General features: G+C 70.9%; 12 protein-coding genes. 4 read left to right on the forward strand and 8 right to left on the reverse strand.

What is annotated here, in order from left to right; all coding sequences use genetic code 11:
* Nucleotides 1-179 precede the first annotated feature (179 nt).
* Nucleotides 180-398 carry a polyprenyl synthetase gene (locus tag CSC68_RS11800; RefSeq protein WP_162203755.1) on the forward strand — a complete coding sequence of 73 codons (219 nt, stop codon included), beginning with the start codon at nucleotides 180-182 and terminating at the stop codon, nucleotides 396-398.
* Nucleotides 399-593: 195 nt separating this feature from the next.
* Here the strand turns inward: CSC68_RS11800 and dcp are convergent, their stop codons facing one another.
* From dcp to CSC68_RS11815, 3 genes are all read right to left on the reverse strand, one after another.
* Nucleotides 594-2,660, reverse strand: coding sequence for a peptidyl-dipeptidase Dcp (gene dcp / locus CSC68_RS11805; protein ID WP_425501248.1), 2,067 nt, complete (start codon nucleotides 2,658-2,660; stop codon nucleotides 594-596).
* Between the two features lie 261 nt (nucleotides 2,661-2,921).
* Complete coding sequence (locus CSC68_RS11810; RefSeq protein WP_162203757.1) at nucleotides 2,922-3,155, reverse strand: DUF378 domain-containing protein; 234 nt, start codon at nucleotides 3,153-3,155, stop codon at nucleotides 2,922-2,924.
* 32 nt (nucleotides 3,156-3,187) lie between these two features.
* Complete coding sequence (locus tag CSC68_RS11815) at nucleotides 3,188-3,733, reverse strand: fasciclin domain-containing protein (RefSeq protein WP_162203758.1); 546 nt, start codon at nucleotides 3,731-3,733, stop codon at nucleotides 3,188-3,190.
* Between the two features lie 114 nt (nucleotides 3,734-3,847).
* Here CSC68_RS11815 and CSC68_RS11820 point away from each other — a divergent pair, with 114 nt between their 5' ends.
* Nucleotides 3,848-4,798 carry a MerR family transcriptional regulator gene (locus CSC68_RS11820; RefSeq protein ID WP_162203759.1) on the forward strand — a complete coding sequence of 317 codons (951 nt, stop codon included), beginning with the start codon at nucleotides 3,848-3,850 and terminating at the stop codon, nucleotides 4,796-4,798.
* On the opposite strand, the gene htpG is transcribed toward CSC68_RS11820, so the two are convergent.
* The 5 genes from htpG to CSC68_RS11845 form a co-directional block, all read right to left on the reverse strand.
* Nucleotides 4,776-6,668 carry a molecular chaperone HtpG gene (htpG, locus tag CSC68_RS11825; RefSeq protein ID WP_162203760.1) on the reverse strand — a complete coding sequence of 631 codons (1,893 nt, stop codon included), beginning with the start codon at nucleotides 6,666-6,668 and terminating at the stop codon, nucleotides 4,776-4,778. The genes CSC68_RS11820 and htpG overlap by 23 nt on opposite strands.
* A gap of 1,263 nt (nucleotides 6,669-7,931) precedes the next feature.
* Entirely contained in the window at nucleotides 7,932-9,026 is a 1,095-nt protein-coding gene (locus tag CSC68_RS11830) for an ABC transporter permease (protein ID WP_162203761.1), read from the reverse strand.
* Nucleotides 9,023-9,982 (reverse strand): ABC transporter ATP-binding protein, encoded by a 960-nt coding sequence (locus CSC68_RS11835; RefSeq protein ID WP_246193551.1) that lies wholly within the window; start codon nucleotides 9,980-9,982, stop codon nucleotides 9,023-9,025. Before CSC68_RS11835 ends, CSC68_RS11830 begins: the two co-directional genes overlap by 4 nt.
* Nucleotides 9,972-10,955, reverse strand: a complete 984-nt coding sequence (locus tag CSC68_RS11840; protein ID WP_162203762.1) for an HlyD family secretion protein — start codon at nucleotides 10,953-10,955, stop codon at nucleotides 9,972-9,974. Before CSC68_RS11840 ends, CSC68_RS11835 begins: the two co-directional genes overlap by 11 nt.
* Complete coding sequence (locus tag CSC68_RS11845; protein WP_246193552.1) at nucleotides 10,952-11,668, reverse strand: TetR/AcrR family transcriptional regulator; 717 nt, start codon at nucleotides 11,666-11,668, stop codon at nucleotides 10,952-10,954. The genes CSC68_RS11840 and CSC68_RS11845 overlap by 4 nt, the downstream gene beginning before the upstream one ends.
* A 555-nt stretch (nucleotides 11,669-12,223) precedes the next feature.
* Here CSC68_RS11845 and CSC68_RS11850 point away from each other — a divergent pair.
* Both CSC68_RS11850 and CSC68_RS11855 read left to right on the forward strand, forming a co-directional pair.
* Complete coding sequence (locus CSC68_RS11850) at nucleotides 12,224-12,775, forward strand: YdeI/OmpD-associated family protein (RefSeq protein ID WP_162203764.1); 552 nt, start codon at nucleotides 12,224-12,226, stop codon at nucleotides 12,773-12,775.
* A gap of 131 nt (nucleotides 12,776-12,906) precedes the next feature.
* On the forward strand, nucleotides 12,907-13,134 hold the full coding sequence (locus CSC68_RS11855) for a hypothetical protein (RefSeq protein ID WP_162203765.1): 228 nt from the start codon (nucleotides 12,907-12,909) through the stop codon (nucleotides 13,132-13,134).
* Nucleotides 13,135-13,184: the final 50 nt, after the last annotated feature.

Here is a 13,184-nt window from a genome sequence, read left to right on the forward strand (position 1 = left end):
AGGAACGACCGAAGAAGACCTTGGGCGGTCTGACGCCGGCCGCTTATGCCGAACAGTTGGCGGCCAAAGCCGCTACGATGAAACCCGGACTCTAAAGAGCCCCGCTACTGAAAGCGGGGGGACGTCGCCGGGGCCGCATCAGGCAGAATGGCCGCCTCCCCCGCATGAACCGGATGGTCATGGACGTTGAAGATGTAATGCGCGCCGCGCTGCTCGAAGCCGGTTATGGCCCCGACGTGGTGGGCTCGGCGCTGCCGCGGATCATGCGCATCCTGCAGGCCGAGGACGTGCGCCTGGAGGTCGGCCGCACCCTGTCGCGCAAGGAACGCGAGTACGTGCGCGTGCAGCTGGAGATCGGCCTGACCGTTCCCGAGATCGTTACCAGCTTGAAGCGCTGACGGTTGCGGGGTTGCATCCCGGCATCGCGCTTACGAAAAGTCCCTCTCCCGTGGGGGGCGGGGCGGGACAGGGTCGGTTGCTGTCTGATGTAGCCGGTGCCCAGCCCTCTCCCTGGCCTTTTCCGACTGGAGGGGGAGGAAAGAAGAAGGCCCGCTTGCGCGGGCCTTCCTGCTGCTGCGATGCCGGCGCGCGGCTTACTTCAGGCCGCGGAACTCCAGCAGCGGCTCCACGCTCGGCTCCTTGCCGCGGAACTCGCGGTAGGCCTTGGCCAGGTCGCGGGAGTGGCCGATGGAGAGGATCTTCTCGCGGAAGATCTTGCCGTTCTCGCGGGTCAGGCCGCCGTTTTCGCGGAACCACTGGAAGGCGTCGTGATCCAGCACCTCGGCGCCGAAGTAGGCGTAGTAGCCAGCCGCGTAGCCGCCGCCCCAGATGTGGCTGAAGTAGTTGGTGCGGTAGCGCGGCGGAACCGCGGCCAGGTCCACCTTGTACCTGGCCAGGGCCTCCTTCTCGAACGCGTCCACGTCCTTCTTCGCGTCGCCGGCCGGCAGGGTGTGCCAGGCCAGGTCGAGCAGCGCCGCCGACAGGTACTCGGTGGTGGCGTAGCCCTGGTTGAAGGTACGGGCGCGCACGATCTTCTCCACCAGTTCCTCCGGCATCGGCTCGCCGGTCTGGTGGTGCTTGGCATAGTTGGCGAACACCTTCGGGTCCAGCGCCCAGTGCTCGTTGAACTGCGAGGGGAACTCGACGAAGTCGCGCGGCACATTGGTGCCGGCTACGCTCGGGTAGGTCGTCTTCGAGAAGATGCCGTGCAGGGCGTGGCCGAACTCGTGGAACAGGGTGGTGACGTCGTCGAAGCTCAGCAGCGCCGGCTGGCCGGGCGCGGGCTTGGTGAAGTTTTCGACGTTGTAGATCACCGGGATGGCGCCGGTCAGGCCGTCCTGCTCGACGAAGTTGCCCATCCATGCGCCACCCTGCTTGCTGTCGCGCTTGAACGGGTCGAGGTAGAACAGCGCCAGCTGGGTGCCGTCCTCGTCGAACACGTCGAACACGCGCACGTCGGGATGGTAGACCGGCAGGTCGGTGCGTTCCTTCAGGGTGATGCCGTACAGCTGGTTGGCGGCGAAGAACACGCCGTCCTCGAGCACGCGGTCGAGCTCGAAGTACGGCTTGATCTGCGACTCGTCCAGGTCGTACTCGGCCTTGCGCACCTGCTCGGCGTAGAAGTCCCAGTCGGCGGCGCCGGCGGTAAAGCCGCCGCCCTGCTGGTCGACCACCGACTGGATCCTGGCCAGCTCGGCGCGGGCGCGGGCGGTGGCCGCCGGCACGGTGTCGGTCAGCAGCTTCAGCGCCACTTCCGGAGTGCCGGCCATCTGGTCGGCGATGGAGTAGGCGGCGTAGTTCCCGTAGCCGAGCAGCTGCGCCTTGCGCGCACGCAGTTCGGCCAGGCGCTGGATGGTGGCGCGGGTGTCGTTGGCGTCGCCCTTGGCGGCGCGGTTCATCGAGGCGGCCAGCACCTCCTCGCGCAGGCTGCGGTCCTTCAGCGAGCCGAGCACCGGCTGCTGGGTGGTGTTCTGCAGCACCAGCAGCCAGCCTTCCTTGCCCGCGGCCTTGGCGGCCTCGGCGGCGGCGGCGATCGTGCCTTCGTCCAGGCCGTCCAGGCGTGCCTTGTCGGTCACCAGCACGCCGCCGGCATTGGTCGCGGCCAGCAGCTTGTTGCCGAAGGCGGTGGTCAGCGAGGACTCCTCGCTGTTGAGCTTGCGCAGCTCGGCCTGGTCGGCTTCCGACAGCAGGGCGCCGGCGCGCACGAAGGCGTCGTACTTGTGCTCGACCAGGGTCTTCTGCTCCTCGGTCAGGCCCAGGCTGTCGCGCTGGTCGTAGATCGCCTTGACCCGGGCGAACAGCTTCGGATCCAGGTGGATCGCGTCGCTGTGCTCGGCCAGCTTCGGCGCCAGGGCTTCCTCGGCGGCCTGGATGGTCGGGTTGGTGTGGGCCGAGGCCATGGCGAAGAACACCGTCACGGCGCGGTTCACCAGCGCGCCGCTGCGCTCCAGCGCCTCGAAGGTGTTGGCGAAGGTCGGCGGCTCGGGGTTGTCGGCGATGGCGCGCACCTCGGCCAGGTGCTGGCGCATGCCTTCCTCGATGGCCGGCTGGTAGTCGCGGTCGCTGATGCGGTCGAACGGCGGCGCCTGGAAGGGCAGGGGGCTGGCGGCCAGCAGGGCGTTGTCGCCCAGGACGGCGGTGGCGGAACTGGAATCGGGCATGGCGTTGTCGTTGGCGGAACGGTCGCCACAGGCGGTAAGGGCCAGGGCGATCGCCGAGGAAAGTAGCAGCTTGCGCAGCATGTAGGGCTCCGGAGGGGCCGGTCAGGATCGCCGGCCATCGTCCCAGCATGCGCCGCCCGGTGGAAGCGCAGGCAGTGCCGGAGGTCCCGGACCGGCGGCAGCGCGTGCAAAAGGAAGGCCGCCCGGCGTGGCAACGCCGGACGGCCTGGGCTGGCGGGACCGGGACGGCCGCCGCCGGGCTCAGCGGTGGGTATGGGCCTGGGCGTGGACCTCGCCGGTGTTGCCGGCGCGCAGCAGCGGTCCGATCTGCCACAGGGCGGACACGCCGACCAGGGTGTAGACCACCCGGGCCAGCGCGGCATCCTGGCCGCCGAAGATGGCCGCGACCAGGTCGAACTGGGCCAGGCCGACCAGGCCCCAGTTGATGCCGCCGATGATCACGAGGGCGAGGGTGATGAGGTTGAGGGTTTTCATGCTGGACTCCGTGGGGTTGGGCGGGCCGATGCTCAGCCCTCGGGGATGAGGACCGTGTCGATCACGTGGATGACGCCATTGCTCGCGGCGACATCGGTTGCAGTAACCCGGGCGCCGTCGACGGTCACGCCATCGCCGGAGGCGGCGATGGCCAGGTTCCCGCCCTGCACCGTGGTGGCCGAATCCATCGCGGCGACGCGCGATGCCGGAACCTTGCCGGGGACCACGTGGTAGGTGAGCACCTTCACCAGCTGCTGACGGTTCTCCGGCTTGAGCAGGTTCTCGACGGTGCCAGCCGGCAGCTTCGCGAACGCGGCGTCGGTGGGCGCGAACACGGTGAACGGGCCGGGACCCTTGAGCGTGTCGACCAGGCCAGCGGCCTTGAGCGCCGCGGCCAGGGTGTTGAACTGGCCGGCCGCCACGGCGGTATCGACGATATCGGCCTGGGCGCGGGTGTTGGCGCTGGTTGCCTTGGCGGTCTGGCCGGCGAAGGCCACGGGGCTGGCCAGGCCCAGGACGAGGGCGGCGGCCAGCACACGCAGCAGCTGCGGGCGGTTGGAACGGGCGTTGCGGGACATGGACGGCTCCGGTGGTATTGGGGAACGTGTCCAGTCTTGGGGCGGCGCCGTTACCCGCATGTCCAACCAGGCCATGTACAAGCCATGTACATCGCGTGCCCTAGCCTCCGCTGCATGTATCCGGTCAAGGTCGCTTCCACGCTCACCGGGCTGACGCCCGAGACCCTGCGCGCGTGGGAGCGCAGGCACGCTGCCGTGGTCCCGCACCGCGAGGGCGGGCGGCGTCTGTACGACGCGACGATGATCGAGCGCATCACCCGCCTGCACCGCCTGACCGCACGCGGCCATCCGATCCGCGACCTGGCGACGCTCGACGACGCGGCCCTGGATGCGCTGCTCGAGCAGAGCCGGCAGACCGGCTACGGAGCCCTGGAAACCCTGCCCGAGCGGATGCTGGACGCGGTGGCCGACTACCGCGTGGACCAGTTCGACCGCGACCTTTCGATCGCCATCGCCACCCTGCCGGTCCCGGTACTGGTGTCGCGGGTGGTGATGCCGCTGCTGCGCGAGGTCGGCCTGCGCTGGGCCGACGGCCGCCTGGCGATCGCCCAGGAGCGGCTGGTCAGCAGCCTGCTGCGCACGCGCCTGCTGTCGATCCTCAACCAGCATCCGCGCGAGCAGCGGCCGCGGGTGCTGTTCGCGACCCTGCCGGGCGAGCCGCACGAACTGGGCCTGCTGGGTGCGGCGCTGCTGGCGTACGAGGCCGCCGCTCCGGTGCTCTACCTGGGCACCGAACTGCCGGCGGAGGAACTGGTGCGGGTGGCCACGCGCCTGGATGCAGGTGCGGTGGCGGTCAGTTCGGTCGATCCGGGCCAGGCGCGCGAAGCGCTGGCGCAGCTGCGCGTGCTGGATGCCGGACTGCCGGCGCACGTGCCGGTCTGGCTGGGCGGCGCCAACGCGCGCTACCTGGGCGAGGACCTGGGGAGCGCGCGGGTGGAGGCGATCACCGATCCGCAGGCGCTGGCGCGGCGCCTGCAGCGGATGGAAGCGGCGGCCGCGCGCCGCCTGCGCGGGACAGGCGGCGGCGGACGACGCAAGGCGGTCAGTCCGCCAGCAGGCGGTTGATCCGCTGCACGAAGGCCGCCGGATCGGCCAGCGGCGCGCCGGCGGTCAGCTGCGCCTGCTCCAGCAGCAGCGTCGCCAGGTCGCCGGCCTGGGTCTCGTCTTCGGTCGCGCTGATCCGCTGCAGCAGGGCGTGGCGCGGATTGATCTCCAGCGTCGGCAGGCTTTCCGGCCCGGCCTGGCCAGCCTCGCGCAGCAGCCGCGCCAGGTGCGGCGCCATCTCGTACTCGGCCAGCGCCAGGCAGGCCGGCGAATCGGTCAGGCGCGCGGACACGCGCACGTCCCCGACCTTGCCGTCCAGCAGCTTCTTCAGCCGCTCCAGCAGCGGCGCGGCAGCCTGGGCAGCCTCCTCCTGCTGCTTCTTCTCGGCCTCGTCCAGCGGCAGCTCGCCCTTGGCCACGTGGCGCAGCGGCTTGCCGGCGTACTCGTGCAGGTGGCCGACCATCCACTCGTCGATCCGGTCGGACATCAGCAGCACCTCGATGCCCTTGCTGCGGAAGGCCTCCAGCTGCGGGCTGCCGGCGGCGGCGGCATGGCTGTCGGCGGTGACGTACCAGATCGCGTCCTGGCCGACGGCCATGCGCCCGATGTAGTCGTCCAGCGACACGGTCTGCGCCGCGTCCCCGCCACGGGTGGAGGCGAAGCGCAGCAGCTTCGCGATCCGCTCGCGGTTGGACGGATCCTCGACGATGCCTTCCTTGAGCGTGTTGCCGAAGGCCTTGAGGAAAGCGGCAAACTTCTCCGGCTCCTCGCGAGAGAGCTTCTCGATGAGGTCGAGCACGCGCTTCACGCAGGCGCCCTTGATCCGCTCCAGCTGGCGGTTCTGCTGCAGGATCTCGCGGCTGACGTTGAGCGGCAGGTCGTCGGCATCGACCACGCCGCGCACGAAGCGCAGGTAGTTGGGCAGCAGCTCCTCGGCCGCGTCCATCACGAACACGCGCTTGATGTACAGCTTCAGCCCCTTGCGCTCGTCGCGCCCGCCCATGAGCACGTCGAACGGCGGCTGCGAGGGCAGGTAGAGCAGGGTGGTGAAGCTCTGGCTGCCCTCGACGCGGTTATGGGTCCACGCCGCCGGGTCGTTGAAGTCATGACCCAGCGACTTGTAGAAGCCGCGGTAGTCCTCGTCGCTGATCTCGTTCTTCGGCCGGGTCCACAGCGCCGAGGCACCGTTGACGGTCACCCACTCCGGCGCCTCGCCGTCCTTCGCTTCCTTCGGCATGCGGATCGGGAAGGCGATGTGGTCGGAGTACTTGCGTACCAGCGAGCGCAGCTTCCAGTCCTCGAGGAACTCGTCCTCGCCGTCCTTCAGGTGCAGCACGATGGTGGTGCCGTGGCTGTCGAGGGTGGCCGGCTCCAGGGTGTACTCGCCGCGGCCATCGCTTTCCCACTTCACGCCGGCCTCCGCCGGGGTGCCGGCGCGGCGGGTGAGCACGGTGACCCGGTCGGCGACGACGAAGGCCGAGTAGAAGCCCACGCCGAACTGGCCGATCAGGCGCGCATCAGCCTTCTGGTTCTCGCCGAGGGCCTCGAGGAAACGGCGGGTGCCGGAGCTGGCGATCGAGCCGATGTTGGCGATCACCTCGTCGCGGTCCATGCCGATGCCGGTATCGCGGATGCTCAGGGTGCGGGCATCCCGGTCGTGGCTGATCTCGATCCGCAGGTCGCCCTCGCCGGCCAGCAGCTCCGGCTTGCCGATGGCCTCGAAGCGCAGCTTGTCGCAGGCGTCGGAGGCGTTGGACACCAGCTCGCGCAGGAAGATCTCCTTGTGCGAGTACAGCGAGTGGGTCACCAGGTGCAGTACCTGGGCCACTTCGGCCTCGAACCGGCGGGTCTCGGAAGCGGGGGCGGACGTTTCGGTGGTCTCGGTGGTCATCGGAAGGTCCCTTGGGACGGGGAATGCAGGGGTCCGATGTGTTGGCGGGACGGCCGTTTTCAAGGTGACGCGGCGCGCCGGCGCGTGGCCTGCCAATCTCCATGTCCCCCGGTCCGCCCCCCCGGCCAGAGCCTCTGCCTTTGCGTCCGGTCGCCAGGCCACGCGCCGCAGCGCTCCACGCATGGCTGCCGTAGCCCGGGTAAGCGCAGCGCACCCGGGGGTGTGTCCCGGCTACGATCCCGGATGCGGCCTTCGGCCTTATCCGGGCTACGCGACGGCGACGCCTCTGGCTTTTCCGGAAGGCTCCCGGCAACGGTCGAGGGCCGGGATGCGATGCCTGTTGCCCGGAAGTAAAGGAGGAGGCTCCGGCCTCGCGGAGGCCGGAGCCGGGGGACATGGAGGGCAGCAGGCATCGCGTCCCGGCGCCCAGCCACGCCCCAGCCCGAGTCCGCGCTCCGTAGCCCGGGTAAGCGAAGCGATCCCCGGGACCACGCGGCCAGGCCACTACGGTGCAGGCCGCCGTAGCCCGGGTAAGCGCAGCGCACCCGGGGTGTGTCCCGGCTAACGGCCCCGGATGCGGCCTTCGGCCTTATCCGGGCTACGCGACTGCGGTGCTTCTGGCTTTTCCGGAAGGCTCCCGCACGGTCGAGGCGGGGATGCGATGCCTGTTGCCCGGAAGTAAAGGAGGAGGCTCCGGCCTCGTGGAGGCCGGAGCCGGGGGATGGAGGGCAGCAGGCATCGCGTCCCGACGCCCAGCCACGTCCCAGCCCGAGTCCGCGCTCCGTAGCCCGGGAATGCGAAGCGCGGCCAGACCGCTACGGTGCAATGGAACCAGGCGCCGCCGTCCCCGCCCCGGATGCGGCCTTCGGCCTTATCCGGGCTACGCGACTGCGGTGCTTCTGGCTTTTCCGGAAGGCTCCCGGCAACGGTCGAGGGCCGGGATGCGATGCCTGTTGCCCGGAAGTAAAGGAGGAGGCTCCGGCCTCGTGGAGGCCGGAGCCGGGGGACATGGAGGGCAGCAGGCATCGCGTCCCGGTACCCAGCCACGCCCCAGCCCGAGTCTGTGCTCCGTAACCCGGGAAAGCGAAGCGCAGCCAGACCGCTACGGTGCAATGGAACTAGACGCCGCTGCCCCGCCCCGGATGCGGCCTTCGGCCTTATCCGGGCTACGCGACTGCGACGCTTCCCGGCGCCAGGGGACATGGAGGGCAACAGGCATGGCATCCCGGCGCCCGGCCACGCCCCAGCCGCTGGATCACCCGCTCAATCCAGCCGCTTGCGGAACCGCAGGATCGCCGCGGTCATCATCACCGCGGTGAAGACCACCAGCGCCGCCACCGACGGCCACAGCTCCCACAGGCTGGCGCCGCGCAACATCACCCCGCGCACCAGGCGCAGGAAATGGGTCATCGGCAGCACCTCCGCCACCCACTGCGCCAGCTTCGGCATGCCCGCGAACGGGAACATGAAGCCCGACATCAGGATCGACGGCAGGAACACGAAGATCGTCATCTGCATGGCCTGGAACTGCGACTGCGCCCGGGTCGAGATCAGCAGGCCCAGCGCCAGGTTGGCCACGATCAGCAGCAGCGCCGCGATGTACACATCCAGCAGGCTGCCCAGCAGCGGCACGTCGAACATCCAGATGCCCAGGGCCAGGATCAGCGTGGTCTGGACCAGGCCGATCACCGCGTAGGGCAGGACCTTGGCCACCATCAGCTCGCTGCGGTCCAGCGGCGTGGCGATCAGCAGCTCCATGTTGCCGTGCTCGCGTTCGCGCACGATCGCCATGGCGGTGAACATCACCATGGTCATGGTCAGGATGATGCCGATCAGGCCCGGCACGATGCTCACCGCGCTGCGCCGCTGCGGGTTGTAGAAGCTCACCACCTCGATCTGCGGCGTGGCCCGCGCCGGGCGTCCGCCCGAGGCGCGCTCCAGCGGCGTCTGCGCGACCTGGTTCGCCGCCGCCTGCACCACCGTGTCGGTGCCGTCGACCATCACCTGCAGCGCCGGGCGGCCGTCGGCCAGGCGCCGGTCGAAATCCGGCGGCACCGCGATGCCCACGCTGACCTCGCCCCGGCGCAGCATGTCCACCAGTTCCTGCGGGGTATCGGCCACGGCCGTGGTGCGGATGACGCCGGTGGCATTGATGTCCATCACCGCCGCGCGCGAGGTCGCGGTCATGGCCTGGTCGGCCACCGCCGCCGACAGGTTGCGCGGGTTGAAGTTGATCGCGTAGCCGAACAGCAGCAGGTCGATCACGGGGATCACCACGATCAGCGCCATGCTGATGCGGTCGCGGCGGATCTGGCGCAGCTCCTTGAGCACCACGGCCCATACCCGGCGCAGGTTCATGCCGCGTCCTCCATGCCGGCGCGGCCGCGGGTGGCGGCGACGAACACGTCTTCCAGGTTGGGCTCGGAGGCGCCCACCTCGCCGGCCACGCCCGCGCGTCGCAGCGCATCGCGCACCGCCTCCTCGACCTGGCCCGCGTCGGCGGTGGCCAGCACACGCAGGCTGTTGCCGATCTGGGCCACGCTGATCACCTGCGGCAGGCCGACCAGCACCTCGTGCGCGCGCCGCGGCTGCGGCGCCAGCACTTCCACCGTGCGTCCGGACAGCTGGCCGGCCAGTTCGCCGGGGCTGCCATCGGCCACCAGCCGGCCGCGGTCGAGGATGGCGATGCGATGGCAGCGCTCGGCCTCGTCCATGTAATGGGTGGACACCAGCAGGGTGGTGCCCGCATCGGCCAGCGCGAACAGCGCTTCCCAGAAATCACGCCGCGATTCGGGATCCACCGCGCTGGTGGGTTCGTCCAGGAACAGCAGCTCCGGCCCGTGGATCACCGCCCCGGCCAGGGCCAGGCGCTGCTTCTGGCCGCCGCTGAGGGTGCCGGCCAGCTGCTTCTGGCGGTCGCCGAAGCGGTAGCGCTCGACCAGTTCATCGATGCGCTGGCGGCTGCGCTGGCGCGGCAGGCCGTACACCGCGGCGAGGAACTCCAGGTTCTCGCGCACCGACAGGTCTTCGAACAGCGAGAACCTCTGGGTCATGTAGCCGATGCGCAGGCGCAGCGCGTCGGCTTCTTCCGGGATGCGCAGGCCTAGCACCTCGATCTGGCCCTCGCTGGGCGTCAGCAGCCCGCACAGCATGCGGATGGTGGTGGACTTGCCCGAGCCGTTGGGCCCCAGGAAGCCGTACACATGCGCGCGCGGCACGGTCAGGTCCACGCCGTCGACCGCGCGCAGCTGGCCGAAGCACTTGCTCAGGCCGCGTGCGCGGATGGCGATGGCCTCGGTGGCTTCAGCGTGCATCGCCGAATTCCACCCGCAGCGGCAGCCCTGCCGGCAGCTCGCCGGCGCCCTCGCCTTCCAGCTCGACCTCGGCCAGGTAGCTCAGGCGCGCGGCGTCCTTGCCGGTCAGCGCGTAGTACGGAGTGAACACCGGTTCGCTGCGGACCATGCGCACCCGGCCCGGGTAGCTGCGTTCGCCATCGGCGCCCACCTGCACGCGCACCGCCTGGCCGACCTGCACCCGCGGCCGCAACGGCTCGGGCACGTAGATGCGCGCGTAGGGACGCTCGCCGACCAGCAGCACCGCCAGTGGCGCGCCGACCGGGGCCTCGTCGCCGGCGCGGTAGGGCAGGCTGTCGACCCGTCCGGCGCGCGGGGCGACCACGTCCAGGCGACCGGTGGTTTCGGCCTGGCCGCGCAGCTGCGCCTCGGCGGCGGCCAACGCGGCCTCGGCCTGGGCGACCTGCTCCGGGCGCACGCCGTTCTCCAGCTCCTGCAGCGCCGCGCGTGCGGCGGCGACCTGGGCCTCGGCATTGCCGGCGGCGGCGCGGGCGCGGTCGACCTCGGCGGCCGAGACCAGCTGGCGCGCACCCAGCGGCTGCACGCGTTCGAAGTAGGCCCGCGCGTCGCGCGCCTGGGCCTGGGCGGCGGCCAGGTTGGCGCGGGCCTGGGCGATGTCCTCGCGGCGCGCGCCGTTGCGCAGTTCCTCCAGCAGCTGGCGCTGCCGCGCGACCTCGGCCTCGGCCGCGGCCAGCTGGGCGTCGCCGCGGGTGCGTTCCAGCACCAGCAGGCGCCGGCCGGGCTCGACCCGCTCGCCCTCGCGCACCTCGATGCTGGCGATGCGCTCGGCGGCCGGGGCGGGCAGGGTGATGCGGTCGTACTCCAGCGTGCCCAGCGCCTGGTCGGTGGCGGGCGTGCAGGCGCCCAGGGCGAGGGCGGCGAGCAGGGCGGCGCCGGCCGCGCGCGCGGCCATGGGGAAGGCGAAGCGGGTCATGCGGGAAGCTCCAGGCCGCGGTCGAGCAGGGCCAGGGCATGCCCGCGGATGTCGTCGATGCCCAGGTCCTCGGCGTCGAACAGCTGCCGCCAGATGGGCGTGCCGGAAGCGGGGAACAGGGTCAGCCCGACCAGCGAGACCATCAGCAGGCGCGGGTCCAGCCCGGGATTGAGCCGCCCGGCCGCCTGCTCGGTGGCAAAGCGGGCGGCCATCACCGCCGCCAGCTGCGGCGCCAGCCGCGACACCAGCAGGTCGCGCAGTTCGCCGCCCTCGCTGACCACCTCGCGGATCCACAGCGCCGGCAGCCAGGGGTGGTGCCGGACCTGGGCGCAGATCACGTCGACGAACGCCACCACCACGTCACGCAGCGGGGCGTCGGGCATGCCCAGCAGGGTGTCGCGCACCTGCTGGAACACCGGCATCAGGCGCTCGCCGATCACCGCCTGGCGCAGCCCGGCGGCGTCGCTGAAGTAGTAGTGCACCAGCGCCGGGGTGACCGACGCCTCGGCGGCGATGTCGCGCAGCCGGGTGGCGGCGATCCCATGGCGCACGTAGCAGGCCAGGGCGGCGTCCAGCAGCTGCTGGCGCAGGTCCGGTCCGTCACCCTGCGGGCGCCGGCCGCGGGCGCGGCGCGGGGTGCCCGCGGCGGCCTCTCCGGGGTGGGGTTTTGCGCGTTCGGGGCCTGGTTCGGCGCGCTGCGTGACTTTCGTCACGCGCGGCCGGGTCCTGGAAGGGGGGCTGGATGGGGTCATGCCTTGCATTTAATTGGCGAGTTAATTAAATCGCAAGTGCCTGTCCCGTGAAGGATTTGTGGAGATTCAGCGCCCCGTCAGGGAACCGGGAGACAACCCGGAGGCGCACATCGCGGCCGGCATCCTCCATACGTCGCAGGTTGGTAGCGTTCCCAGCAGCGAAAAAGCACGCTATGTTCATCCCGGGAGTGGCGCGCGACTCGGGGGAGCGCAGCGCCTCCGCCAGGCCCCGGTTTTCAGGACCGTGGCATGGCCTCCCCCCGGACTGCGCTTCGCAGGCCGGGACAGGGGTCCAAAGGGGGTTCGGGATGTTCCGGACAATTGGCTGGCAGTACCTGCCACACCGCCGACGCCACTGCGCGACGGGATGTGGTGCCGTGACGGGGGTCGCGGCTGCAATCGCCTCAACCTGGTGACCCGCTGGCCGTGGCCGCGCCCCGGGGGGAGGGGCGCGGCCACGGTGATTTCCCGGGCGGTATACGACCGCTCCATGCCTCCGGTGTAGGGTTCCAGGCCATGACCCGGACCGCTTCCGCCCGCATCCGCTTCCACGCCCGCCTGTCGCGCCCGCTGCATCCGGCCGGCGCCGACTGGACCTTCCTGGTCCTTCCCGCCGACGCCAGTGCCCGCCTGCCCACCCGCAGCCAGGTCACGGTGGACGGGACCTTCGCCGGCCACGCCTTCCAGGCCACGTTGCAGCCGGACGGGCAGGGCAGCCACTGGTTGAAGGTCGAACCCGCGCTGCGGGCCGCGGCGGGAGTGGAGCCGGGCGACGAGGTGGAGCTGGCGATCGCACCGGTGGAACACGAGCCCGAACCCGAGGTGCCGGAGGACCTCGGCCAGGCGCTGGCCGCCAATCCGCAGGCCATGGCCACCTGGCGAGACATCACCCCGGTGGCGCGCCGCGACTGGATCCACTGGATCACTTCCGGCAAGAAGGCCGGGACGCGGACCAGGCGCATCGCCAACGCCTGCGACATGCTCGCCAGCGGCAAGCGGCGGGCCTGCTGCTTCGACCGGTCCGGCATGTACAGCAAGGCCTTCTCCGCGCCCAGGGCGGCGCCCTGATCCGGAGGCGGCCGCCTGTGGTCGCCCCTGGCAGGCTCCCGTCGGCCGAACCGCGGTTCCGTCGCATCGTCCTTGCCTGACCGCATCGGGATGCACAGGCTGTTTGCACGCCTGACGGAGGACTGCCGCCAATGAAGACCCTGTTCGCCCTGTCCGCCTGGTGCGTGCTGCTGGTCCTGTGCTGGCCGCTGGCGCTGTTGGCCCTGGTCCTGTGGCCGCTGGTGTGGCTGCTGTCGCTGCCGCTGCGCCTGGTGGGCATCACCTGTTCGGCGCTGTTCGAGTTCCTGCGCGCGCTGCTGATGCTGCCGGCACGGGTCCTGGGCGGTGGGCCGCGTGAGGCCGTGATTCGGGATTCGTGATTGGTGATTCGTCAAGAGCGCTGACCGGTAGCCGGGGCGCGGTCCCGGAC

This window comes from Pseudoxanthomonas suwonensis, assembly GCF_010093235.1.
In the GTDB taxonomy this organism is placed as follows: domain Bacteria; phylum Pseudomonadota; class Gammaproteobacteria; order Xanthomonadales; family Xanthomonadaceae; genus Pseudoxanthomonas; species Pseudoxanthomonas suwonensis.

Bases quoted from the DNA above. Each gene is read 5' to 3' on its own strand.
- CSC68_RS11800 (WP_162203755.1), top strand. From the start codon at position 180: ATGGACGTTGAAGATGTAATGCGCGCCGCGCTGCTCGAAGCCGGTTAT.
- CSC68_RS11855 (WP_162203765.1), top strand. From the start codon at position 12,907: ATGAAGACCCTGTTCGCCCTGTCCGCCTGGTGCGTGCTGCTGGTCCTG.
- CSC68_RS11835 (WP_246193551.1), bottom strand. From the start codon at position 9,982: ATGCACGCTGAAGCCACCGAGGCCATCGCCATCCGCGCACGCGGCCTG.
- htpG (WP_162203760.1), bottom strand. From the start codon at position 6,668: ATGACCACCGAGACCACCGAAACGTCCGCCCCCGCTTCCGAGACCCGC.
- CSC68_RS11830 (WP_162203761.1), bottom strand. From the start codon at position 9,026: ATGAACCTGCGCCGGGTATGGGCCGTGGTGCTCAAGGAGCTGCGCCAG.
- CSC68_RS11820 (WP_162203759.1), top strand. From the start codon at position 3,848: ATGTATCCGGTCAAGGTCGCTTCCACGCTCACCGGGCTGACGCCCGAG.
- CSC68_RS11815 (WP_162203758.1), bottom strand. From the start codon at position 3,733: ATGTCCCGCAACGCCCGTTCCAACCGCCCGCAGCTGCTGCGTGTGCTG.
- CSC68_RS11840 (WP_162203762.1), bottom strand. From the start codon at position 10,955: ATGACCCGCTTCGCCTTCCCCATGGCCGCGCGCGCGGCCGGCGCCGCC.
- CSC68_RS11850 (WP_162203764.1), top strand. From the start codon at position 12,224: ATGACCCGGACCGCTTCCGCCCGCATCCGCTTCCACGCCCGCCTGTCG.
- dcp (WP_425501248.1), bottom strand. From the start codon at position 2,660: ATGCCCGATTCCAGTTCCGCCACCGCCGTCCTGGGCGACAACGCCCTG.
- CSC68_RS11810 (WP_162203757.1), bottom strand. From the start codon at position 3,155: ATGAAAACCCTCAACCTCATCACCCTCGCCCTCGTGATCATCGGCGGC.